General features: G+C 41.1%; 20 protein-coding genes, 1 tRNA gene and 1 pseudogene. 8 read left to right on the top strand and 14 right to left on the bottom strand.

Going from position 1 to position 23622, the window contains the following annotated elements:
• The first annotated feature begins 71 nt into the window (after positions 1-71).
• A complete protein-coding gene (locus ACEYX7_RS00960; RefSeq protein ID WP_374900099.1) occupies positions 72-1697 on the top strand; it encodes an NAD+ synthase in 1626 nt (541 codons plus the stop codon).
• Positions 1698-1793: 96 nt separating this feature from the next.
• On the opposite strand, the pseudogene ACEYX7_RS00955 reads toward ACEYX7_RS00960, so the two are convergent.
• Positions 1794-2229 (bottom strand): annotated as a pseudogene (locus ACEYX7_RS00955) (Dps family protein).
• 311 nt (positions 2230-2540) lie between these two features.
• On the opposite strand from ACEYX7_RS00955, the gene ACEYX7_RS00950 reads away from it, so the two are divergent.
• Positions 2541-2616, top strand: a tRNA-Asn gene (locus tag ACEYX7_RS00950).
• Positions 2617-2681: 65 nt separating this feature from the next.
• Here ACEYX7_RS00950 and ACEYX7_RS00945 read toward each other — a convergent pair.
• Entirely contained in the window at positions 2682-3188 is a 507-nt protein-coding gene (locus tag ACEYX7_RS00945) for an HPP family protein (protein ID WP_465246273.1), read from the bottom strand.
• A gap of 90 nt (positions 3189-3278) precedes the next feature.
• Between ACEYX7_RS00945 and ACEYX7_RS00940 the strand changes: the two genes are divergently transcribed.
• The 4 genes from ACEYX7_RS00940 to ACEYX7_RS00925 all read left to right on the top strand — a co-directional run bounded on the left by ACEYX7_RS00940 (position 3279) and on the right by ACEYX7_RS00925 (position 8172).
• A complete protein-coding gene (locus ACEYX7_RS00940) occupies positions 3279-3824 on the top strand; it encodes a TetR/AcrR family transcriptional regulator (protein WP_374804181.1) in 546 nt (181 codons plus the stop codon).
• 350 nt (positions 3825-4174) lie between these two features.
• Entirely contained in the window at positions 4175-5659 is a 1485-nt protein-coding gene (locus tag ACEYX7_RS00935; RefSeq protein WP_374804179.1) for an MBOAT family O-acyltransferase, read from the top strand.
• A 26-nt stretch (positions 5660-5685) separates the two neighbouring features.
• Positions 5686-6732, top strand: a complete 1047-nt coding sequence (locus ACEYX7_RS00930; protein ID WP_374804177.1) for an SGNH/GDSL hydrolase family protein — start codon at positions 5686-5688, stop codon at positions 6730-6732.
• A gap of 156 nt (positions 6733-6888) precedes the next feature.
• Positions 6889-8172: an SGNH/GDSL hydrolase family protein gene (locus ACEYX7_RS00925; RefSeq protein WP_374804175.1), complete on the top strand. Its 1284-nt coding sequence runs from the start codon at positions 6889-6891 to the stop codon at positions 8170-8172.
• A gap of 88 nt (positions 8173-8260) precedes the next feature.
• Here ACEYX7_RS00925 and ACEYX7_RS00920 read toward each other — a convergent pair whose 3' ends face one another.
• On the bottom strand, positions 8261-9025 hold the full coding sequence (locus ACEYX7_RS00920; protein WP_374804654.1) for a ferredoxin--NADP reductase: 765 nt from the start codon (positions 9023-9025) through the stop codon (positions 8261-8263).
• Between the two features lie 79 nt (positions 9026-9104).
• On the opposite strand from ACEYX7_RS00920, the gene ACEYX7_RS00915 reads away from it, so the two are divergent.
• Entirely contained in the window at positions 9105-10004 is a 900-nt protein-coding gene (locus ACEYX7_RS00915; protein ID WP_374804653.1) for a LysR family transcriptional regulator, read from the top strand.
• A gap of 338 nt (positions 10005-10342) precedes the next feature.
• Positions 10343-10849, top strand: coding sequence for a glycine zipper family protein (locus ACEYX7_RS00910; protein ID WP_374804652.1), 507 nt, complete (start codon positions 10343-10345; stop codon positions 10847-10849).
• 85 nt (positions 10850-10934) lie between these two features.
• On the opposite strand, the gene upp is transcribed toward ACEYX7_RS00910, so the two are convergent.
• The 11 genes from upp to nuoE all read right to left on the bottom strand — a co-directional run bounded on the left by upp (position 10935) and on the right by nuoE (position 23622).
• The gene (gene upp / locus ACEYX7_RS00905) at positions 10935-11570 is read right to left on the bottom strand and encodes a uracil phosphoribosyltransferase (RefSeq protein ID WP_374804651.1); all 636 of its coding nucleotides are present in this window, start codon (positions 11568-11570) and stop codon (positions 10935-10937) included.
• Between the two features lie 129 nt (positions 11571-11699).
• Positions 11700-13169, bottom strand: coding sequence for an NADH-quinone oxidoreductase subunit NuoN (gene nuoN / locus ACEYX7_RS00900; protein WP_374804650.1), 1470 nt, complete (start codon positions 13167-13169; stop codon positions 11700-11702).
• Positions 13170-13171: 2 nt separating this feature from the next.
• A complete protein-coding gene (gene nuoM, locus ACEYX7_RS00895; RefSeq protein WP_374900098.1) occupies positions 13172-14764 on the bottom strand; it encodes an NADH-quinone oxidoreductase subunit M in 1593 nt (530 codons plus the stop codon).
• A 1-nt stretch (position 14765) separates the two neighbouring features.
• A complete protein-coding gene (nuoL, locus tag ACEYX7_RS00890; protein ID WP_374804648.1) occupies positions 14766-16673 on the bottom strand; it encodes an NADH-quinone oxidoreductase subunit L in 1908 nt (635 codons plus the stop codon).
• Entirely contained in the window at positions 16670-16978 is a 309-nt protein-coding gene (gene nuoK / locus ACEYX7_RS00885; protein ID WP_374804647.1) for an NADH-quinone oxidoreductase subunit NuoK, read from the bottom strand. Before nuoK ends, nuoL begins: the two co-directional genes overlap by 4 nt.
• Positions 16978-17487, bottom strand: coding sequence for an NADH-quinone oxidoreductase subunit J (gene nuoJ / locus ACEYX7_RS00880; RefSeq protein ID WP_374804655.1), 510 nt, complete (start codon positions 17485-17487; stop codon positions 16978-16980). Before nuoJ ends, nuoK begins: the two co-directional genes overlap by 1 nt.
• On the bottom strand, positions 17487-18050 hold the full coding sequence (gene nuoI / locus ACEYX7_RS00875) for an NADH-quinone oxidoreductase subunit NuoI (RefSeq protein WP_374804646.1): 564 nt from the start codon (positions 18048-18050) through the stop codon (positions 17487-17489). The genes nuoJ and nuoI overlap by 1 nt, the downstream gene beginning before the upstream one ends.
• A 19-nt stretch (positions 18051-18069) precedes the next feature.
• Positions 18070-19074, bottom strand: coding sequence for an NADH-quinone oxidoreductase subunit NuoH (nuoH, locus tag ACEYX7_RS00870; protein ID WP_374804645.1), 1005 nt, complete (start codon positions 19072-19074; stop codon positions 18070-18072).
• The gene (nuoG, locus tag ACEYX7_RS00865; protein WP_374806619.1) at positions 19071-21773 is read right to left on the bottom strand and encodes an NADH-quinone oxidoreductase subunit NuoG; all 2703 of its coding nucleotides are present in this window, start codon (positions 21771-21773) and stop codon (positions 19071-19073) included. The genes nuoH and nuoG overlap by 4 nt, the downstream gene beginning before the upstream one ends.
• A gap of 11 nt (positions 21774-21784) precedes the next feature.
• Positions 21785-23116, bottom strand: a complete 1332-nt coding sequence (nuoF, locus tag ACEYX7_RS00860; RefSeq protein WP_374804643.1) for an NADH-quinone oxidoreductase subunit NuoF — start codon at positions 23114-23116, stop codon at positions 21785-21787.
• The gene (gene nuoE, locus ACEYX7_RS00855) at positions 23113-23622 is read right to left on the bottom strand and encodes an NADH-quinone oxidoreductase subunit NuoE (RefSeq protein WP_374804642.1); all 510 of its coding nucleotides are present in this window, start codon (positions 23620-23622) and stop codon (positions 23113-23115) included. The genes nuoF and nuoE overlap by 4 nt, the downstream gene beginning before the upstream one ends.

Below are 23622 nucleotides of genomic sequence, written 5' to 3'. Positions count from 1 at the left end.
TGTCTAAGCTATATTAATAATAATTCTTAACATTTTGTATGCAATGACAAGTCACAGATAGGATCGTAATGATGCGTAACTTCAAACTTGCTCTTGCTCAATTCTCTCCACATGTGGGCAATATTGAACAAAATGCAACTCGTATCGCTGAACAAGCACAACAAGCACAGCAACAAGGTGCTGATATTATTGTTTTCCCTGAATTGAGCCTGATTGGTTATCCAGCAGAAGACTTAATTTTAAGAAAAAGTATCGCTCAACGTACACTCGATGCTTTGGAACAGCTTAAAAAAATCAAAGACATTTTAATTATCGTTGGTGCGGTAGAGTCTACCAGTGCAGGTCAGCTTCATAATGCAGCTGTGTTGATCAAAAATGGTGAAATTTTAGCAACTTATCGCAAACAAAATTTGCCAAATTACAGTGTATTTGATGAAAAACGCTATTTCACAACAGGCTCGCAACACTTAATTTTTGAACACGCTGGACACAAATTCGGTGTGCTTATCTGCGAAGATGTGTGGACAGAAGAAACAGTTAAACAAGTTGCTAAGCTAGGTGCAAAAACATTATTGGTATTGAATGCATCGCCTTATGAAGCAGGCAAGCAAGATGTTCGTCGTGATTTGCTCAAACGTATGGCAACAAAATTTAATATGAATATTGCCTATGTCAATCAACTTGGTGGTCAAGATGATTTGATTTTTGATGGCTGTAGTATGCTAATGAACGCTGATGGCGAATTGGCAGCCACTGCATCATTGGCCAATGAGCAATTGCTTATGGTTGAATATCAACACGAGCAACAAAAATATGCCATACAAACAATTAGCCGAGTGACCGATGCTGTAGCAGAAATTTATCAACTGTTGGTGATGTCAGTACGTGACTATGTCAATCGTTCAAAATTCCCTGGTGTGATTTTAGGTTTGTCTGGCGGTATAGACTCGGCACTTACCTTAGCGATTGCAGTCGATGCATTGGGTGCTAATCGAGTACAAGCCGTGATGATGCCTTATCAATATACTGCAAAAATCAGTATTGAAGATGCAACTGCCCAAGCCAATGCACTGGGTGTGACTTTTGCTGTGGCAGAAATTCATCCAATTGTCAGTGGTTTTTTACAGACCTTACATCCATTCTTTGGTAATGGTCCTGCCGACACCACAGAAGAAAACTTACAAGCTCGTGCCCGTGGTACGATGCTGATGGCACTATCAAATAAATTTGGTAATCTGGTTTTAGCTACAGGTAACAAATCAGAGCTTGCTGTAGGTTATTGCACACTTTATGGTGACATGGTCGGTGGTTTTGCACCATTAAAAGATGTGTACAAGAGTATTGTTTTTGAATTGGCAAAATATCGCAACAGCTTAAGCGAAACACCAGTCATTCCAGAACGTGTTATCACACGCCCACCATCAGCAGAATTACGCCCTGATCAAAAAGACCAAGACAGCTTGCCACCTTATGACATCTTAGACGGTATTCTTTATATGTATATCGAAGAAAACATGAGCCAAGATGAGATCATTGCGAAAGGCTTTGACGCTGAAGTCGTCAAAAAAGTCATCGGTCTGACAGACCGTAACGAGTACAAGCGTCGTCAAGGTGCAATTGGTCCACGTATCAGTGCCAAGGCTTTTGGACGTGATCGCCGTTATCCAATCATCAATGGATGGACAGCGGGCAAATAAACTGAAGCCACAAAAAAAACGCAAATCTTTAAGATTTGCGTTTTTTCATTTGGATTATAAAAACAAATTTGACTTTCATAACCCTATAATCAATAATTATCCAAGGAATGCGTTGTACATCCAAACAAGTTTTTCTTGTTCTTGAATATATTCAGATACCAAGTCTGCTGAACCTTGATCGCTCGCCTCTTCTGCCAATGTTGCTAATTGCACGTTGCTCTTCAATCAATGCATTTAAACCAGCAACTAAGCCAGTCACGCAGTCACGACCATCAAAAACGTCTTTATGTTCTTGTACACTTGAATACTTCGCAAATTCGCTGTATGCGTGCAAAGGTGTGCCGCCCAGAGTCAAGATACGTTCAGCAATCGCATCGATCTGTAATTGTAGTGCTGTATAAAGCTCTTCAAATTTCACATGTAGAGAGAAGAAATGTTCGCCACGAACGTTCCAATGATAGCCACGAACGTTAATGTAGAAAATATGGTAACTAGATAGCAAAGCATTCAACTTACCAATCACTGGCTTCATTTCTGCTTGCTCAAGACCGATTTGATTGGTCTTCGCTGAAGTTTTAGAGTTTGCTTTTTTTTGCTGCTGGTTTATCAGTTTTTGCCATGATGTACACCTATTAATCACATTTAATTTGAATACTGATTAATGTAAACTGATTGTGTAAAAAGTCAAGTTGCTTTTGTAAACACACTGTATACCAAAAATACAGTGTATCGATACTAAAAATCCACAAAGTACATTTTTAAATCACTTAATGTCATTTTTCTATTTTTTTTATTTTTTAGTGCTTGACGACCCAAAAAAATCCTATATAATGCACTGCATATTCTCCCATAGCTCAGTCGGTAGAGCGACGGACTGTTAATCCGCAGGTCCCTGGTTCGAGCCCAGGTGGGAGAGCCAAATACGAAAAACCTTAAGTCATTCACTTAAGGCTTTTTTATTTTATCTAAAAAGTAAATTAAAAATCAGATCCAATAAACTGGATATTGTTTATCCTTGCCGACATTGTTATAAATCAACGCAATCAAAACCACAATCACTGCACCAACAAAAGTCGGATTAATCAGAAAACTCCATTTTGCACCACCCAGCATAATGATAAGTGGATTTGAGCCTGCTGGTGGATGAGGAACTCGAAATATCAACATCATTGCAATCGCTGTACTTACTGCCAACGCCATACTCCACCATGTCACGCCAAATAATGCCATAATCGCTAAACCTACAAAACTCGCAATCATATGACCACCTATCACATTTCTAGGTTGAGCGAATGGGCTAAATGGATAAGCAAAAATCAATAGACAACTTGCTCCAAAAGAGCCTAAAATCATCGGAAATTTTGTCCAATATTGAACTGTTGCTAAACTTGCTATAGCAATAAATGCACCTAACCATGCAATCATAATATTTTTTATGGGCAATCTCGGTGGACACGTTTCTGTTGCGTGAAATAGTCTACTCTTAACCATATCTTTATCCTTTCAATCTGTTTAAATGTTGCTTGCACAAGTATACCAATCAGTATACATTAAACCTTCTTAAATACGAGGTCAAGATCTATGAACAACGTTCGAGAAAAAATCATCAAAAATAGCTTTACTCTTTTTTATCAATATGGCTTTCATGCTTGTGGCGTAGAAATGCTTGCTAGACACGCTGGCACAACGAAAAGAACGTTATACGCACATTTTACAAATAAAGATGGTTTAATTTTGGCAGTATTAGACTATCGACATCAGCAGTTTCTAGAACAGCTACAAGAGGCTTTACAAAGATATGAAGTTGAAGAGACTGCAAAAGCTTACTTAAGCTTTATCCAAGCATGGACTCAGAGCGATGATTTTTATGGCTGCATGTTTATTAATGCCTGTGCGGAATTTTCTGAGTCTGATTGTTTGATTTTCAAGAAAGCCCAAGCACATAAATCTCAAATACGGGCTATACTCACTCAACGCTTTCAACAGCTTAATTATATTCAGGCAGATAAACCAGCTGATATTCTATTTAGTTTTGGTGAAGGTTTGATTGTGAGTGCACAGACTGCACAAACTAATCTAAATTTCAGCATTGAAAATATTGCAAAAATAATACATGAGCTAAAATAGCTCGCATTAAAGATACAGATAAATATTTCAGTGAAAATCTTTAATGCAATGTTACACAAAACTATCATTCTAGCCATAAATACTTAAGCAAGGCATTTGAATAATAAGGCAAAATTTGCTATATTTGCGGTATATCTTAAGCGTAAATATTTAAGCTAAGATTGAGATTTTTTAAGCTGAAATTATGCACAAGGTCATGTTTTGCACGTCATAAATATTTGCAAGGATTGCTGTCCTAAGGTTTGCTTTTAAGTCTATTTTTTGATTCATTTTGCAGTTCAGCTTAAATTATTTTCGCAGATTGGTATCGTTATATCTTTTTTATATCTTTTTTTTGTCGGCACAATTTCATGGTTATTTTGTCATACGAATTTGCTTTATGCTTTTTATTATTCTTTGTGGTGTATTGGGCATGTCGACGTTCTATTCAAATCCAAAATTATTTGCTGTTGGGTGCTGGCCTATTATTTGTGCTTAGTTGGCAGTGGCAATTTTTATTAAGCATCAGCTACGTTTGGGCAATTGTACAGGTGTACATTCACTTTCATAATCGTCTGACGCAACAAAGCTCAAAAGGAACCATTCTTATCTTTGCGGTGTCTGCACTTGCCTTGCATCTGTGTTTCTTTAAATATACCAACTTTACCATTGGTGAACTGAATCGTAATCTGCCTGATAGCTCGATATCACCTTTGGATATTGTGATGCCATTAGGTATTTCTTTCTACACCTTCCAAGCGATTAGCTATTTGGTTGATATCTACCGTAACAAAATTAAAGCTGTACCTGCATCGGTTACTTTGGCATTTTTGTCTTTTGTGCCAAGTATCACCGCGGGACCAATCGTTCGTATGAGCGATGCCATCAAATTTTGGCAACCAAGAAATTATCAGAATTATTTGCCTGCACAGGACATGACTGAATCGAATGTACCACAGAGCATGACACGAGCAGAGCGAGTAGCAGCCAGACAACGCCATATTATCTTGCCCTATTTGGCAGCAGCATTGATTATTTTTGCATTGTTCAAAAAAATCGTCTTGGCGAGTTGGTTAGAGACATTATGGGTCAATCCTGTTTTTGCCAATCCTTTACAATTCCACGGCTTAGAAGTATTGACCGCTGTGTATGCCTATTCGCTACAGCTATTTTTTGATTTTTCTGGTTATACTGATTTGGCAATTGCTTTGGCTTTGTTATTGGGTTTTCGTTTACCTGAAAACTTTAATCGCCCTTATCTCGCCACCGACATCCAAGATTTTTGGAATAAATGGCATATGACCTTATCGACATGGATTCGTGACTATATTTACATCCCATTGGGCGGCGGACGTGCCAGCTTTTGGCGTGTGCAAATCAATATTATGCTTGCCTTTATTATTTCGGGTGTGTGGCATGGTGCTGGGTGGAATTTCCTTATATGGGGTGCGATTCACGGTATTGCCTTAGTATTTTTGAATTGTATGAAGAAAGTCGGCTGGCGTGGTTGGCTAACTCAAAAAGCAAAATTTCTTGCAGTTATACTGACGTTTCATTATGTGGCATTTGGCTGGATATTTTTCCGTAGTGCCAGCTTTGAACAGGCTGTACAAGTTTTGCAAGGTCTAACCCAATTTGATGGTGTGATGGTAACTTTATCACTTGTACCGACTTTAGCCATGATGTTATTGGCATGGTTAGTTTATCCATATTTGGGACGTAGCCGTGAGCAATTGGCAAATTTATTGGCAAAATTACCATGGTGGAGTTTGCCCGTTATTTTTGCTTTGTATATCACTTTGGTATTTAGTTTAGCACCTGAAGGTTTGCCAGGTTTTATTTACGCCAATTTCTAGTTTTTGGAAAATAATGGAAGACTATGATGAATGACAACACTGACGCTCATTTTGAATCAAATAAGTCAAAGCAATTACAACCTTGGAAAGTGGGTGCAATTTTGGCATCAACATTACTTTTGGTGACATGGGTAAAACAAGATAGCATTAGCAGTTATTGGCAACAAAGTTATCAAAATACATCAGTATTTGATCAGTTATCACAGGCAGATGCTTGGCGTTCTGGACAACAAATTCAACAAGTGATTGATTACACTCAAGGTATTCAGCAAAACTTGACTGAAGTGAGTAAACTCAGCAACAAAGAACTCAATCAGACCCTATATCCTGAACAAATCGCAGCACAAAAACGTCATCAAGAAGAGCTTGCCAAACGTCATGCAGCACATTTATTAAAGCAACAGCAGCAAAGTTTAGAACTTGATAGCGTGTCTATCAGTAGCGACCAAAAAGTGTTTTTTGCTGGCGATTCAATGATGCAAGGTGTTGCACCTTGGGTTATGCGTGATTTACAAAAACAGTATCAAGTCAAAAGCATTGATTTGAGTAAGCAAAGTACAGGGCTGAGCTACAGCACGTTTTTTGATTGGCCTAAAACCATTGAAAATACACTTACTGCCAATCCAGATATTGGGGCTTTAATTATTTTCTTAGGGCCAAACGACCCTTGGGATGTGAGCGATCCCCAAAATGGCAAACGTGTGATTTTTAATACACCTCGCTGGAATCAACTTTATGCTGAAAAGATTCAACGTATATTAAAGGCTGCTCAAAAAAGTGATGTGCAAGTATTATGGGTTACGCCACCTACAATGAAACGCCCTGAGCTCAGCCAGCAAATGGATGCTTTACGTCAAGTCTATCATCAAACCATTCCTAAAAATAATGCACTGGTCATTGATAGTAAGCCTTTATTATTGACCAATGGCAATGAAAGTCATTACAGCGACAGCATTAATATTGATGGTAAAATAACCAAAGTGCGTACAGCAGATGGTATTCATTTTACAGCAGATGGTCAAAAGCTCATTGCCCAAGCCATTTTGCAAAAAATCAAAGTGAAAAACAGCTAAAATTTGGTGTTTAATAATTAGGGAATAGAAAAGAGAGCAGCATATATCAAAAATAATGAACATCTTCATTACATTGCTTTGCAAAATCAGCAAAACTTCTATACGATTTTTTGTTATGCTACGCTCAAATTTTAATGTTATTTTTTAGGACATCACATGAAATACCCTACAAAACTCAATCTAAGCATGACTAAAATCTGCTTTAGCCTATTTGCTACGATGTGTTGTAGTAGTGTGATGGCTGCACCTGTAGAAAATTTTGGTGAAAATTTGGCATCGTTAAGAAATGCATTTAATCAACAGAAAGTCCATATCGTACAATTTGGCGATTCGCATACCGCAGGCGATTATTTGACAGAACAATTACGTAAACGGTTGCAAAGTGATGTTGGTGTGGGGGGGATTGGCTTTGCTTATCCTGCTAAAGTCAGTGGGCAACGCAACGCACGCCACGATTATCGTAGCAATGGCTGGACAGTAAATAATAGCCGTTTTAATCGTAACGGTGACTATGCCTTAGGTGGTATTACCGCTACAGCGGATGTTGATGGTGCGAGTGTCACTCTAACCAGTCAAAATTATAATAATCAATATCAAGATGCACGTATTCTAGTACAAGGTGACGCAGGGCAACAGCTTAAAATCAAAGATAATCAAGGTGAACGTCAAATCACTTTGAGCCGTTCGGGTTGGCAGACTTTACCGAGTAGTATGACTTTGCCTGTCACCGTTACTGCCAATAAGGGAATGAGTTTAGGTGGTTTTTGGTTAGGTGCCAATAAAGGCGGCACAGTATCAGCAATCGGGATTAATGGTGCAACGCAAGATTATTGGCAACGCTGGCGTAGTGGTTTGAGCCAAGATATCGCTGCTTCACAAGCTGACATGGTGATTTTGGCTTATGGTACTAATGAAGCTTTTCAAGCACAAGTCGATAGTCAATTGATTGCGGTACAGCAAGCCATTAGCCAAGTACGTCAAGCCTTGCCGAATGCAGCCATCTTGGTGGTAAATGCCCCTGAAAGCTTGCAAAGCACATCAGGTAGTTGCGGTACACGTTCGCCAAGTCTAGATACCGTGCAGAGCCAATTACGTCGCTTAGCACAGCAAAATCGTACGCTGTATTGGAGTTGGCAAGACGCTATGGGTGGTGCTTGTAGCATGAATAATTGGGTAGCAAAAGGGCTAGCAGCCAAAGATGGTGTGCACTTTAGTCGCTCGGGCTATGAACAGTTGGCAAATGATTTGTACGATAATTTCAAAATCACTCTAAATAGCAACAGCCTAATGCCAAGTAATAGTTTGCCACCAAGTTTAGGCAATCCGAATCGCAATACATCAAGCGGCCCTGCCCCAAGTGCCAGTCCAAATTATACTTCACCAATGAATCAGGGCAGTGGAAAAATTTGTGATGATGAAGGACGTTGTGTAAGTCTTTAATTTTTTTTGATTTTATTAAAATAAAAGCTCTATTTTTTGATAGAGCTTTTATCATTTATGGCTTGTAAAGATATTCAAAATGCAAATATTACCAATAATTTTCCACCGCAATATTGCCTTCACCACGTCTATTCATGGTCAGACCGATGGCTTTTAGGCTTTCTTTGGTATCTTCCACCATTTGCGGATTACCGCACAACATGACATGACTACGAGTTACATCAAATTTTAATTCTGCCACACGCTCAAGCTCACCTGATGCAATCAATTGCGGTAAACGTTGATTTAACGCCCCTTGCACGACTTCACGGGTAACAATTGGAATAAACGTCAATTTGGCAGGCTCATCAGCAAATAACGCTTTTATCTCAGCGATTTTATCTTGATATGCCAATTCTTGTGCCGTCCGCACACTATAGACCAAGATAATATGTTGATAATCTTCCCAAGTCTTAAAATCTTGCAGCATAGAAATAAATGGTGCAACCCCCGTCCCTGTCGCCAATAGCCATAAATCTTGCGGTGCAGGCTGTTGATAGCGAGCCAAAGTCAAAAAGCCATACGGTACTTTTTCAATATACAACGTATCACCAAGCTGTAAATGCTGTAAGCGTGAAGTAAACGCACCATCAGGCACAACAATAGAGAAAAATTCCAAATACTCATCATATGGTGATGACACTACTGAATAAGCTCGCACAATCAGCTCACCATCAACTAAAATACCAATCCGTGCAAACTGCCCAGCAGTAAAGCGAAAGCTATCAGGACGTGTTACAGTAAAGCTAAATAGCGTATCAGACCAAGTATGAATAGAAATTACTTGGGTTGCGAGAAATTTTTCATCAATCATGCCGAAATCACAAGAAAATTTAATCAATCCATGTTAGCATAAATCAGTGATTTTAGCCTATGATTGAAAGGTAGTTATTATGCGTATGACATTGCGTCAATTAGCGGTTTTTGTTGCCGTCGCTCAAGAAGGTACTGTTACCCGAGCCAGTGATGCGGTAAGACTGACGCAAAGTGCTGCCAGTATGGCATTGTCCGACTTAGAAGACGGCTTAGGCTCGCCTTTGTTCGATCGTCAAGGCAAGCGTTTACAGCTTAATGACTTAGGACGTTATTTATTACCACAGGCTTTAGAAATTTTGGGACGTTGTGAAGCCTTTGAACAAGTCGCACGCGGTGAGTTACAAGGCATTGATTTACGTTTGGGTGCGACCTTAACTATTAGCGATTATTTGATTCCACAATTGGTTACTGACTTTTTTATCCAATATCCAAAAGCCAATTTACAACTACAATCGGGCAATACCCGTCAAATGATTGATGCGGTCAATCAATATCAACTTGATGTCGCCTTTATTGAAGGCTCATGCAATATGCCACAGTTGCAATGTATTCCTTGGCAAAGTGATGAGCTAGCGATTTGCTGTGCACCTAACCATGCTTTAGCTCAGCTCAAATCTCAACAGCACAAATTCTCGGCGGATGATTTTGTCGATGTCGATTGGATTTTACGTGAACAAGGTTCAGGCACAAGAGAAGTATTTGATCAAATGATTTTACCAAATTTAGATCATCCAAATATCCGTCTGACTTTGGGGCATAATGAAACGATCCTGAATGTCGTGGCTCAGGGATTAGGTATTACTTGTGCATCGACTTTAGCCATTCAACCTTTTGTTGAAAAAGGGCAATTGGTGATTTTAGATACGCCTTTTTGGAATTTAACTCGCCAATTATATCTACTGGTTCATCGTCAGAAATATCAGGGACCTGGTCTAAAAGCATTCTTGGATTATTGCCAAAAACAAGCGAATGCATAATGCATTACGAAATTTTTAACTTTTGTTAAAATCATCACATATTATCCTATTGTATCTTTAAATAATAGGATAATATTTTTAAATTTAATAAATATCAAATACTTAGAAAAAATCAGTTTTTTTATAGTCAATCATTTTGTGTGATAAATACATAAGCAAAGTATATCTTTACTTAAAAGTGTAATTTCAATAACAGTTGCTTACCTACTTTACAACTTCGCTATATCTCACTCTTTTATATCTGTTTATGATTAACATATACACAGCCACCTCACTCAAATCGATCGAACATGTGCTGATGTTCATAAAACCTATTATGCTTTAGAGGATGTAATACGATGAGTAACAATGAAATTGATAAAGACGTAGTAAAGACCCTTCCTAAAGAAGTGCGTGAAGATTTGAATGCTGACCCAATCACGGGTGAGCCAGGTTCGCATCCAGCAGGTACTGGTATCGGCGGTGCTTCTGGTGCGGTAATCGGCGCAGCAGTAGGTTCAGTTGCAGGTCCACTTGGTACAATCGTTGGTGGTGCAATTGGTGCAGTCGTAGGTGGCGGTGCTGGTAAAGCAGTTGCAGAGCTTGCTGATCCAACGCTCGAAGAAGCTTACTGGCGTGAAGTATATTCACAAAACCCTATCACTGGCTACGAATACGAGCGTGACTACTACCCTGCTTACCGTGTAGGTTATGAAAGCCGTAACTATTATCCAGTCGATGCACGTTTCGAAGACCATGAAAATGACTTAGAAGCCAAGTGGCATGAAATCAAAGGCGAATCTCGCTTGAAGTGGGAAGAAGCTAAAATCTCGGCTCGTCAAGCTTGGGATCGCTTCAATCGCTAATCTTGGTTTGAGCATAAAGAACAGCACCTAGTATTCTAGGTGCTGTTTTTTTATCGTTACAGTTATAGAGCAAGATTGGCAATAATTAGCACTTTTGCACGCTACCAAAAATTTTATCGCCAGCATCGCCTAAACCAGGCAAGATATAACCTTGTTCATTTAGACCTTGATCGATTGACGCAGTATAAATTTGCACGTCAGGATGATGTTTTTCAACGAATGCTATGCCTTCTGGTGCTGCAACCAAGACCATAACACGAATATCTTTACAGCCACTGGCTTTCAGCACATCAATCGCTGCCACCAAAGAGCTACCTGTTGCAAGCATCGGATCGATAATCATTGCTAGACGTTGTGCTACATCTGGAACTAATTTTTTGTAATAAGTACGTGCTTGTAATGTTTCTTCATCACGCTCTAAGCCTAGAACACTCACTTTGGCACTCGGAATCAAATTCAACACGCCTTCTAACATACCAATACCAGCACGAAGAATAGGCACAATCGTTATTTTTTTACCTGCGATACGCTCAGCACTGACATCTCCAGCCCAGCCCGAAATGGTATGATTTTCAAGCTCTAAGTCTTTTGTTGCTTCGTAGACCAATAACATGGTTATTTCTTGAGCCAACTCACGAAAATTTTTAGTACTCATGTCTGAACGACGTAATAAACCAAGTTTATGGCGGATAAGCGGATGGCGGATTTCTTGAATAGACATGATAGCTGACCTTTGGGCAAAATTGTACTTGAACAGACCTTTATTATAGAACAGTTCTCTCATAATACAAAAGCCTACTGCATTTACAGTAGGCTTTTTTGTGCAACAATAATCTTTAAAGCTGAAAAATTATTGTAAAACTTCGATTTTAGCAAACTCGGCTACTTTTAACATTGGCTCTGGATAAACACCCAATACCAATACAAGTAATGCAGCAACGAGTACCATGATACCACCAGCAGTTTTGCCCCAATGCTTTTCAGCATCAAGATTTGGCTTGTCAATCGGTGCCATATAAAGCACTGCCAAAACACGCAAATAATAGTATAAACCAATACCACTACCAATGATGATCACACCAGCGAGCCACCAGTTCATCACTGCAACAGTTTGTAATACGATCATAAACTTGGCAACAAAACCTGCGGTCAATGGAATACCTGCCAATGACAATAACATCACCGTCAATGTTGCGGTTAATACTGGACGACGCCAGAACAAGCCACGGTAGTCTTCCAAGGTTTCAGCTTCTGCTTCATGATTGAATGGACTAGACATCAAAGCAATCACACCAAAGGCACCAATAGTCGTTAATACATAACTGATGATATAAGTATTAATCGCAGCTAATGCAGAAATATCTGTGCTGACTAATGCAATCAAAACGTAACCAAAATGAGCAATTGAAGAATATGCCAAAATACGTTTTAAATTATTTTGATTCAATGCCAACAAGTTACCTAGGAATACCGATAAGATAGCAATCACGGTCAATACAGTCATGACACCGTCAAGTACCAACGCACCTGAAGTATAGACATAACGTAAGAATAGACCTAAAGTCGCCACTTTCGCAGCAGATGCCAAGAAAGTTGCCATCGGTGCAGGGGCGCCTTGATAGACATCTGCTGTCCATTTGTGGAAAGGTGCTAAAGACAATTTGAACGCCACTGCAAATATAGTCAAGCCTAGACCAATCACCACCAAAGGCTCATGCAACGCTTTTACTATTTCCATAGCAGAAATAGCAAACGACATCTCGCCTGTATAAGCATAAAGATATGCCATACCCATCAAGAGCATCGCTGATGCCGTCGCAGACAATACTAAGTATTTAATGCCCGACTCAAGCGAACGCTGACGATGATAGGTATAAGCCAACATGCCATATACTGGAATCGACATCAACTCTAAACTCATAAAGAACGATGCATAATGCGTACTTGATACCATTAACATTGCACCAGTCACTGATGCAAGCAATAAGATATAAAGCTCTTCTTTATTGTCTTTGAATTTTGATAAATATGCGTGTGACAACGTCATACAAGCCAATGATGCTATCACCACCATCAACATAAATACACGTGCAAAGCTATCTACAGTAAATAAGCCCATCACATCAGCTGATGGCACTTTTAAATATAGATCTTTAACCAACCACAATGCTGCAATATTTAAACCCAACACACTTGCGGTCGCTGCCAAATCATGATGACGCTTAAGAGACACCAACAACATCACGATGATTGTAGTCAACGCCACAATCATCACTGGCACTAAAGGCAGTAGCTGCGAAAATGAAATAGTAAAGTTCATGACTATTGAATCTCCGTAGCATTAATTGAAGACAATGGCATAGATTGTGCAACACTGAAACTATCCACGATCCATTGCAAACTTGAATGTGACACATCCAAAATCGTTTGCGGGTAGATACCTAACCAAATCAGACCAATCGCTGCTACAGATAAAATCAGGATTTCACGGGCAGTCAAATCTTTTGGCTTAGCATCATAATAAGGCGTTTGCTCTGGGTTTGGCTGACCAAACAAAGTACGATGAATCAAAATCAAGCCGTACAAACCAGCAAACACAAGGCTGATTGCAGCGATAATAGTAAAGGTTGGATATTTATTAAATGAACCCATCAAAATTAAGAATTCACCAACAAAGTTACCTAGACCTGGAATACCAACCAAAGCTACTACAAAGAACATCAAAAACACAGGTAAATAACGGAACTGACCACGCATACCGCCCATCAAACGCATATCACGCGTATGTAGACGCTCATACACTTGACCACTCATAATAAACAATGCTGCTGAAGACAGACCATGTGCCAACATCATCACCATCAAACCTTGATAAGTCAAAATGTTGCCTGCATAAATCGCCAACAGAATAAAGCCCATGTGTGAAATAGAAGTATAAGCCAACAAACGTTTCATATCAGTTTGTTGGAATGCACACCATGCACCATAGAAGATACCGATCAAACCAAGGATAATCGCGATATTGGCAAACTCAGCCGATGCTTCTGGGAAGAATGGAATGGTAAAACGCAAAAGACCATAAGCAGCAGTTTTAATCAAAATACCCGCCAAATCCACTGAACCTGCTGTAGGTGCTTGTGCGTGGGCATCTGGTAACCAGCCATGTAACGGAAATACTGGTAATTTCACTGCAAAACCAATGAAGAAACACAACATAATCGCATAGTCAAAACCTGGCGGAATGTGCGTACCTAACAAATCCATATAGTTAAAGCTCAGTAGAGCATTAGGATCAGTTTCTGCACGTTGTGAATAGTTGATCAATACCAAAGACAGTACACCAACCAACATGATCAAACCAGATACTTGAGTATAGATAAAGAATTTCTTGGCTGCATAGTCACGAGTACGACCGTTTGAGCCCTTGTGTCCCCACAAAGCGATCAAGAAATAGATCGGTACTAGCATCATTTCCCAGAAGAAGAAGAATAGGAACATATCGATGGCTAAGAATACCCCGATAACACCGCCCAAACTCCATAATAAATTGAGGAAAAAGAAACCTTCATGCTTTTGAATTTCTGACCATGAACAACCTACCGCCAAGACACCAAGTAATGCGGTCAAGGCGACCATGAGCATTGACAAGCCATCGGTTGCCAAGTGAATGCTAATACCTAAAGTCGGAATCCATGGTACGTGGAATTGTGCTGCCCATTGTGGCACTGCACTTTGTGCTTCAAAGCTATAAGTACCTGTACTCCATAACATTAAGCTTAAACCTAATGTAATCAGCATACCAATCAAGGCAATCCATTTTGGTACAGTATTGCCCATACGGTCGGCAAGCCAACACAACAGACCTGCAAAAAATGGCACCAAAATCAATGCAGGGAGAAGTAAATTATTTTCCATCTTATACCCCCACCTGAGTGACAATCAGAATAATTAATAACACAATTACACCCAAGCCCATACTGGCAGCATATTCACGTAACAAACCTGTTTGACGCCAGCTGGCTGCTTTATTACCACCTTTTACGATGGCAGGTAATGCCAGCCACAAGCTATCTACAGGATCACGACCAAAGATACGTGCGAGCAATAAATAAGGTTTGACAAAGATTAAGTCATACAAGGCATCAAAGCCAAATGCTGAACGCCATAGATGTGCAACACCACGACCAAAACCAGTATTTGCTACAGATTTTACGCTTGAATACGCAAATGCAAATAAAATTACACCAACTACCAAGCCAGCCAAAGCAATACCTACTGCGGTCAATTCTGCATGATGCACTTGTTCTGCCAAGTTTTCAGGCACGATAAATGCAGGAATTTGTGCAGAATTTAATAATTTTTCTACAGGTGCTTTTAATAATGCACCAACACCCGTCGATAATACTAACAATACAGACAATGGTGCCCAGTAAGTTACACCGTGGATAGCGTGTGCATGAGTTTTCTCTTCACCAAAGAATACCACCCAAATCAAGCGGAAAGTATAGATTGAGGTTAAGAACGCACCCACAACACCAGCCCAATACAAATAGCCATATACTTCTAAATTCGCCATATGACCATGTGCATACACGGCTGCCAAAATCGCATCTTTAGAGAAATAACCTACGGTAATAAATGGTAACGCCGCTAATGCACCACCACCGACCACGAAACAGGCAAATACAAATGGAATCTTTTTCCACAAACCGCCCATCTTAAAGATGTTTTGTTCGTGATGGCAAGCAAGAATCACTGCACCAGATGATAAGAATAATAATGCCTTAAAGAATGCGTGAGTCAGCATATGGAACAAGCCTGCTTGATACGCTTCTGCACCGACCGCCATAAACATATAACCAAGCTGACTCATGGTTGAGTATGCCAAGATACGTTTGATGTCGGTTTGTACCAATGCCGCAAAGCCTGCAACCAATAATGTTACCGCACCTGTTACCGAAATGAAGGTTAAAATTTCTGGTGCTGCTTGGAATACTGGGAACAAACGACTAGTCAAATACACACCCGCAGTAACCATGGTCGCTGCGTGGATTAACGCTGATACAGGTGTAGGACCTGCCATCGCATCTGCCAACCAAGTTTGTAATGGAATCTGTGCTGATTTACCTGCCGCACCCAAGAACAACATCAACGCTGTCCAGAACGCAATATTCTGACCTGTTAAGATTTCTTTGGCATTATCCACGATTGGGCGAATATCCAAAGTACCAAATTGTTGATACAACAAGAACATGCCAATCAATAAGAAAATATCACCAACACGAGTAACCGTGAATGCTTTGATGGCCGCCCAACCATTGCTTGGATTGGCATAATAAAAACCAATCAACAAATAAGAGCATAGACCTACGCCTTCCCAACCCAAGAACAATAACGCCATGTTATCGCCCAATACCAACACCACCATACTGGCGACGAATAGGTTGAAGTAAGAGAAAAAGCGTGCATAGCCTTCTTCGCCACGCATATACCATGATGCAAAGATATGGATCAAAAAGCCCACACCAGTCACCATGCCAAGCATTAACAAAGATAAGCCATCTAAGTACAAACCAAATGCAGGGGCAAAACCACCGACATTGAACCACGTCCAAAGATGTTGGTTATAACCTACAGTTTCAGCTGTCCAGCTTGGTTGTGCTTGATAAAACTCAATGCCGACAATTAAAGCCGTCAATGCTGATAAACCTACCGCACCTACACCAATCACCGCTGCTACATTTTCAGACAGTCTATCTCGTCCTGCCGCTAATAATACAAAGCCAATTAGCGGGAAAAGAATTGTTAAATATAAATAACTCATCCGCGCATCTCACTTGCCGCATCAACATCCAAATGATGGAAGCGATGATAGAATCGAAGAACGATAGCCAACCCGATACATGCTTCTGCTGCTGCCAAAGTCAAAATAAAAATAAACATAATTTGACCATCAGGCTGTTTCCACGCACTACCTGCCAAAACAAAGGCAAGTGCCGCAGCATTCATCATGATCTCTAAGCTCATCAAGATAAATAACACATTGCGACGTACCATCACGCCACAAAATCCCAGTGCAAAAAGTATTGTTGCAAGGATTAAGCCGTGTTCCAAAGGAATATTTCCCATTAGCCTTGCTCCTCTTCTTCTGCACCACGTTTACCAAGATGATATGCTGCTACCAAAGCAGCCAACAGTAATAATGCAGCGATTTCAACTAATAATAAGTATTTGGTAAATAAGGCAATACCGACCAGTTTTGGACCAATGATTTCTTGTCCCATCACCTTGTCTGACGCAGTACCTGACATTGACCAGACCAAAACCAAACCAACGATAAAGCTTAAAGCTGCTGGCCAAGCCCATGTGGATGAGCTTAACCATGATTTTTCTTGCATGACAGTGTGTGAACCTAGGTTCAACATCATCACCACAAACACGAACAATACCATGATTGCCCCTGCATAGACGATGACTTCCAATGCACCAGCAAATGGTGCACCGACGATAAAGAAAATACCTGCCACAGCCAACAATGACACGATAAGATTAAGTAATGCGTGTACAGGATTGGCGTTGGTAATCACACGAATGGTGGATAAGATGGCGACGATAGCCATCACATAAAATGGCCACATCATGGTAATAAACTCCGTACATCAATAGGTGCAGATTCGCGTTCTGCCTGACCTTTTTCTTTGCCAGTCACCGCCATACCTGTCACACGATAGAAATTATAATCTGGATATTTACCCGGACCTGAGATCAACAAGTTTTCTTTTTCATAGACCAAATCTTGACGGTTGTATTCACCCAATTCAAAGTCTGGTGTCAGCTGAATGGCTGTGGTCGGACACGCCTCTTCGCACATGCCACAGAAAATACAACGTGAAAAATTGATACGGAAAAACTCTGGATACCAACGGCCATCTTCTTTTTCAGCTTTTTGCAATGAAATACAGCCGACAGGACATGCTACCGCACACAGGTTACAAGCCACACAACGCTCTTCACCATCTGGGTCACGGGTTAGCACGATACGACCACGAAAACGTGGTGGTACGATTTCTTCTGCAGGCACTTCTGGATACAAAATGGTATCACGCTTGCGTGTAGCATGGCTAAATACCATGGCTAACGAGCGTACCACTGTACCTGTACCAACAATCACCTTCCCTAAGGAAGCGAATAAATTACTCATACGATTTTTGCCTCCTTAGTTACCATAAAATCACTGCACCAGTGACCAACAAGTTTAAGATGGCTAATGGTAAACAGACTTTCCAACCAAAATTCATCACTTGGTCATAACGCGGACGAATCAATGACGCACGTGCCAAGACAAACATCATCACAAAGAATAATGTCTTGATAATGAACCAAAAAATTGGTGGAATAAACGGAATTTCAAGATTAAACGGTGCTAACCAACCACCAAAGAATAAAGTCACAATCAATGCCGAGATCAAGACCACGTTGACATATTCTGCAACGAAGAACATCCCCCACTTCATACCACCATATTCTACGTGATAACCTTCTGCAAGTTCTTGTTCTGCTTCAGGTTGGTCAAACGGGTGACGGTGTGTGACCGCAACGCCTGCCACGATAAACACCATAAAGCCCAAGAACTGTGGAACGATAAACCACACGTCACGTTGTGCTTCAACGATTTCACGCAAGTTAAAAGTACCCGCAATCGCTACCACACCCATCAATGAAATACCTAAGAATACTTCATAAGAAATGGTTTGTGCTGCAGAACGCAAGCCACCCAATAAGGCATATTTGTTATTTGAAGACCAACCACCGAACAATACCGCATAGACTGCAATACCTGCCATTGCCATAAAGAACAATAGCCCGATATTCATATCCGCCACGCCAATTGATGGACTCATTGGAATCACCATAAACGACAATAATGCTGTCGCCATGGCAATCGCAGGTGCCATACGGAAAGTCAATTTATCAGCAAATTTTGGTGTCCAGTCTTCTTTAAACATGATTTTGAGCATATCGGCAACGATTTGGAAAATACCAAAAGGACCTACACGGTTTGGACCGTAACGGTCTTGCCATAAGCCCAACAGACGACGCTCTACCCATGGCATTGCAGCAGCCATCACCACCACTGCAAGCATGATGACGACAGCTTGCACCACCAAGAACAAGGTCTCGTAGCCCACTGCCCATTCAGGAATTACACGAACAGCTTCATTCATGATGATGCTCCTACTTGTGCCACAGTACTGATTGTGACTGGCTCAGCCAATGATACTGTTGGTGCAATCCCCATTGGATAACCCAAATAGCCTGCTGGCAAATACTCAATAATTTGTACAGGTAAGCTTACTGCTGTATCACCAATATTTACATTCATGGTACTGCCATCTTGTACACCCAAACGCTGTGCATCTTGCGGATTCATGGCAAAACGTGGCTCAGGAATACGTGACTGCATTGCTGGCGTTTTGATGGTAAATTCACCTGATGCAAAAATATGATACATCGGTACCAAATGGAATACTGCAGGATTGGTTACTGTGGCATTTGGTGCAACAAAGCTACGGCTAGCACGTTTTGGCAATACATCGAATAAACGCACGCCAGGGTCACCGCCTTTTAAGTGACCACCCACTTCATCTTGGTATTTGTTCCAAGATTGCGTTGAGTTCCAACCTGGTGCCCATGCAAATGGAATCAATGACGATTCTTTTTGCGGACCGACATAACCTTCCATTGAGAATGTTAAAGCAGAGTCTTTATCGACTGGCTGTTTTGGCTCATGAATGGATAATTTGGCACGCATCGAAGTACGACCAGAATAACGACGTGGTTCACGAGCAATTTTTAAGCCGTGTACACGATAGCTTGCATCTGGAGCAACATCAGCAATCGCTTGTAATGTTGGCACTTGACGCACAATATCTTCGACCACATCGTCCAAGACTGTCCAGCTAATCGCTTGACCTTTCACACCAGTGTGCAAGGCATGCAACCAACGCCAAGATTCTTTAATCACATATTCTGGCTTGTAATAGCTTGGGTCATACACTTGATAATAACGCTGTGCACGACCTTCTTGGCTGACTACGGTACCATCACCTTCCGCAAAACTTGCTGCTGACAACACATAATCAGCTGCTTGGGTAGTTTCAGTTTCGCTATGGTCTAATACAATCACGGTTTCAGCTTTTGCCAAGGCTTGTTGTACCTGAACAGTTGGTAAACGACGGAATAAATCGTTTTCGGTAATCACAACGGTATCATAATCTTGTGCAAAAGCTTGTTCTAAGCTTAAGCCACCAAATAATGCCAAGCCCATTGAGTTTACTTCTGGTACAGTCAAGCTCAAGCCCGCATTTTCACCCAAGCTTTGTGCCACACTGGCTGCAGCTTGTAAAATCGCTGGATCTTGCAAACTTGTACCTGAAATCACCAATGTTTTTTTTGCGGCTTTCAATACGCCTGCCACATGTTCAGCAAATGCTTTGGTATCTTCATCTACACCATACACGCTTTCGCCTTTCACGCTGGCTGCAATGGCAAAACCTAAACGTGCGATGTCATTCGGTGAAGCAACCACTTCCGCTTCAGCAACGTCAAATAAACGGGTTTGTGTTACCGCAAAGACAAAAATCGGTGATTTTTCAGTTTGAGCAATACGTTGTACTGGCTCAGCCAACCAATCTTGTGTTTTGCGATCTGCCGCCATTTGCTTGCCTTTGTTTTTGGCAGCTTGACGTACAGATAAAGCCATACGCGGTGCAGTTTGGGTTAAATCTTCACCCAGAATCACCACTGCATCATAGCTTTCGATTTCACGCATATTTGGCGTATAAATGCCTTCGGTTTGCATGATGTCGGCAACCAATTCCACCAAGCTTTGCTCTTTTTGCGTCATCCCTGTTGAATAGTTGGCTTGACCAACCAATTCACGCAACGCAAAGTTACTCTCTAAGCTGGCACGTGGTGAACCGATACCCAAGACTTTTTTGCCTTGTAATTTTGCAATCACATCGTCCAAAGCACGATCAGTATCAAGCTTTGTAGCATTGCCATTCAAACGTAATTGTGGTTGGCGTGGACGGTCTGCATTATTGACATAACCTGCACCAAAACGACCTTTATCACACAAGAAATATTGGTTGACTTCACCGTTAAATCGGTTTTCGATACGACGCAATTCGCCATAACGTTCACCTGGAGAAATGTTACAGCCTGAAGAACAGCCTTGGCAAATACTTGGTGCGTATTGCATATCCCATTTACGGTTATAGCGTTCAGAATGGGTTTTATCGGTAAATACACCCGTTGGACAGACTTCAGTTAAGTTACCTGAAAATTCTGATTCCAACACGCCATCTTCTGGACGACCGAAATACACACGTGATGCATTGGCATATACACCAAAATCTGTACCGCCTGCATAATCACGGTAATAACGCACGCAACGATAGCATGCGATACAACGGTTCATTTCATGGGCGATAAACGAACCCAATTCTTGATTGTGATGAGTACGCTTGGTAAAGCGATAGCGACGACGGTCGTGACCTGTCATCACGGTCATATCTTGTAAATGACAGTGACCACCTTCTTCACAAACTGGGCAGTCATGTGGGTGATTGGTCATCAACAATTCAATGATTGATTCACGAAAATCAACCGCTTCTTTATCTTCAATCGAAATATACGTATTGTCCGCAGCAGGTGTCATACAAGACATCACCAAACGACCGCGGGTATCTTCTGGATTGGCATACTGGGTCACCGCACATTGACGACATGAACCCACAGAACCTAAAGAAGGGTGCCAACAAAAATATGGAATATCTAAGCCAAGTGACAAACATGCTTGTAGCAAGTTTTCAGAGCCATTGACTTCATAAGATTTTCCATCGACATGTATAGTAGCCATTGTCGTATTCCTTATGCTTGTTCAGCTGGTTGAACTTGAGCAACTGGACGATCGGTCACTTTTGCTTCAAATTCATTACGCCAATATTTTAATGCACTTTGTAGTGGTTCCATCGCTCCTGGTGCGTGGGCACAGAAGGTTTTACCAATCCACAATTTTTTGGTCAATTCTTGCAAGTGTTGGATATCTTCCATCTTGCCTTCACCATGTTCAATGGCTTTTAAGGCTTTGACACTCCAAGGTAAACCGTCACGGCAAGGGGTACAGAAACCACAAGACTCTCGTGCAAAGAATTCTTCTAAATTACGGGTCAAAGACACCATACATTGGGTTTCATCAACCACCATCAATAGACAGGTCCCCAAACGAGAACCTGCTTTCATGATGCTTTCACCGTCCATCGGTAGATCAATATGATCTGCAGTCAAAAAGTCAGTTGATGCACCACCTGGTAGCCATGCTTTCAAGGTCAAGCCGTCTTGCATACCGCCTGCATGGTCTTCAATCACTTCACGTGCTGTCGTACCAAATGGCAATTCCCACAAACCTGGGAATTTGACTTTGCCCGATGCACCATAAATCTTGGTACCTGGGTCTTTAGACTTGTGTGCAGAAAGATTGATATACCATTCTGCACCACGCAATAAAATCGCTGGCAAGTTGTTATAAGTTTCCACGTTATTGACAATCGTTGGACGACCCCAAGCCCCTGCCACTTGTGGGAAAGGCGGCTTAGTACGTGGATTAGCACGACGACCTTCTAAAGAGTTAATCAATGCCGTTTCTTCACCACAGATATAACGCCCTGCACCGGTATGCACATGCAATTCAAAATTCCAGTTGGTACCGAGAATATTGTCACCCAAGTAGCCTTTTTCACGGCATTGATCCAAAGCAGCATTAAGATATTGTGCAGCTTCGATATATTCACCACGAATAAAGATATAGCCTTGTGTAGCTTCTAAGGTATAAGCAGCAATCAACATGCCTTCAATCAATTGGTGCGGTAAACGCTCCATCAATAGACGGTCTTTGAATGTACCTGGTTCCATTTCATCAGCATTACAAATCAAATAGCGTGGGCCACCATCATTCGGTGCCATCAATGACCATTTAATCCCTGCTGGGAAACCTGCACCACCACGACCTTTTACTGTTGCGGCTTTGACTGCCTCTAATACTTCAGCAGGTGTCATGCTGATGGCTTTTTTGAAACCTGCATAACCTTCTAATGCTTCATAATCAGCAATATCATGCACTTGCTCATGCTTGCTCAAACGCCAAGTCAGTGGATGCGTTTCTGGATTGCCATCGCCATAAATTGGGATTGGTTGTTGGTTCATACATATTTCTCCAACAAAGTTTTGATTGAGCTAATCTCAACCAAACCATGCGTATCTTCATCAATCATCAACGTTGGACCTTTATCACAATTGCCCAAACAGCAAATTGGCAATAAAGTAAAACGACCATCCGCCGTGGTTTGACCCAATTGGATGCCTAATTCACGTTGGAATGCTTCGGTCAAACTTTCTGCACCCATCAAGAAACACGCAATCGAATCACAAACCAAAATCACATGACGACCAACAGGACGACGATAGATACGGTTATAAAATGTTGCCACCCCTTCCAAATCCGCTAAACTCATGCCTAGCACTTGTGCAATGGCATTCATTTGTGCGTCATCTACCCAACCATTGCGACGTTGCACAATTTTTAGGGCATCCAAACATGCTGCACGTGGATAAGGATAATGGTGCATGTAGTGGTCAATCTCGTGTAGCTCTTCGCTAGTCAAAATGCCTTCTACATTCACACGTGGTTTTTTGTCAGTTAAAATCATCAT

The sequence above is a fragment of the Hubeiibacter jixunmingi genome (assembly GCF_041928215.1).
In the GTDB taxonomy this organism is placed as follows: Bacteria; Pseudomonadota; Gammaproteobacteria; order Pseudomonadales; family Moraxellaceae; genus Acinetobacter.
Note: the sequence above shows the minus strand (reverse complement) of the source record. Positions and strands in the feature narration are given on the sequence as shown.

Coding starts and splice junctions, on each gene's coding strand:
- ACEYX7_RS00935 (WP_374804179.1), top strand. CDS start 4,175: ATGGTTATTTTGTCATACGAATTTGCTTTATGCTTTTTATTATTCTTT.
- nuoI (WP_374804646.1), bottom strand. CDS start 18,050: ATGAGTAATTTATTCGCTTCCTTAGGGAAGGTGATTGTTGGTACAGGT.
- nuoL (WP_374804648.1), bottom strand. CDS start 16,673: ATGAGTTATTTATATTTAACAATTCTTTTCCCGCTAATTGGCTTTGTA.
- ACEYX7_RS00960 (WP_374900099.1), top strand. CDS start 72: ATGCGTAACTTCAAACTTGCTCTTGCTCAATTCTCTCCACATGTGGGC.
- ACEYX7_RS00930 (WP_374804177.1), top strand. CDS start 5,686: ATGAATGACAACACTGACGCTCATTTTGAATCAAATAAGTCAAAGCAA.
- ACEYX7_RS00945 (WP_465246273.1), bottom strand. CDS start 3,188: ATGGTTAAGAGTAGACTATTTCACGCAACAGAAACGTGTCCACCGAGA.
- nuoK (WP_374804647.1), bottom strand. CDS start 16,978: ATGGGAAATATTCCTTTGGAACACGGCTTAATCCTTGCAACAATACTT.
- nuoG (WP_374806619.1), bottom strand. CDS start 21,773: ATGGCTACTATACATGTCGATGGAAAATCTTATGAAGTCAATGGCTCT.
- ACEYX7_RS00910 (WP_374804652.1), top strand. CDS start 10,343: ATGAGTAACAATGAAATTGATAAAGACGTAGTAAAGACCCTTCCTAAA.
- nuoJ (WP_374804655.1), bottom strand. CDS start 17,487: ATGTGGCCATTTTATGTGATGGCTATCGTCGCCATCTTATCCACCATT.
- ACEYX7_RS00940 (WP_374804181.1), top strand. CDS start 3,279: ATGAACAACGTTCGAGAAAAAATCATCAAAAATAGCTTTACTCTTTTT.
- upp (WP_374804651.1), bottom strand. CDS start 11,570: ATGTCTATTCAAGAAATCCGCCATCCGCTTATCCGCCATAAACTTGGT.
- nuoE (WP_374804642.1), bottom strand. CDS start 23,622: ATGATGATTTTAACTGACAAAAAACCACGTGTGAATGTAGAAGGCATT.
- nuoM (WP_374900098.1), bottom strand. CDS start 14,764: ATGGAAAATAATTTACTTCTCCCTGCATTGATTTTGGTGCCATTTTTT.
- ACEYX7_RS00925 (WP_374804175.1), top strand. CDS start 6,889: ATGAAATACCCTACAAAACTCAATCTAAGCATGACTAAAATCTGCTTT.
- nuoN (WP_374804650.1), bottom strand. CDS start 13,169: ATGAACTTTACTATTTCATTTTCGCAGCTACTGCCTTTAGTGCCAGTG.
- ACEYX7_RS00920 (WP_374804654.1), bottom strand. CDS start 9,025: ATGATTGATGAAAAATTTCTCGCAACCCAAGTAATTTCTATTCATACT.
- nuoH (WP_374804645.1), bottom strand. CDS start 19,074: ATGAATGAAGCTGTTCGTGTAATTCCTGAATGGGCAGTGGGCTACGAG.
- nuoF (WP_374804643.1), bottom strand. CDS start 23,116: ATGAACCAACAACCAATCCCAATTTATGGCGATGGCAATCCAGAAACG.
- ACEYX7_RS00915 (WP_374804653.1), top strand. CDS start 9,105: ATGCGTATGACATTGCGTCAATTAGCGGTTTTTGTTGCCGTCGCTCAA.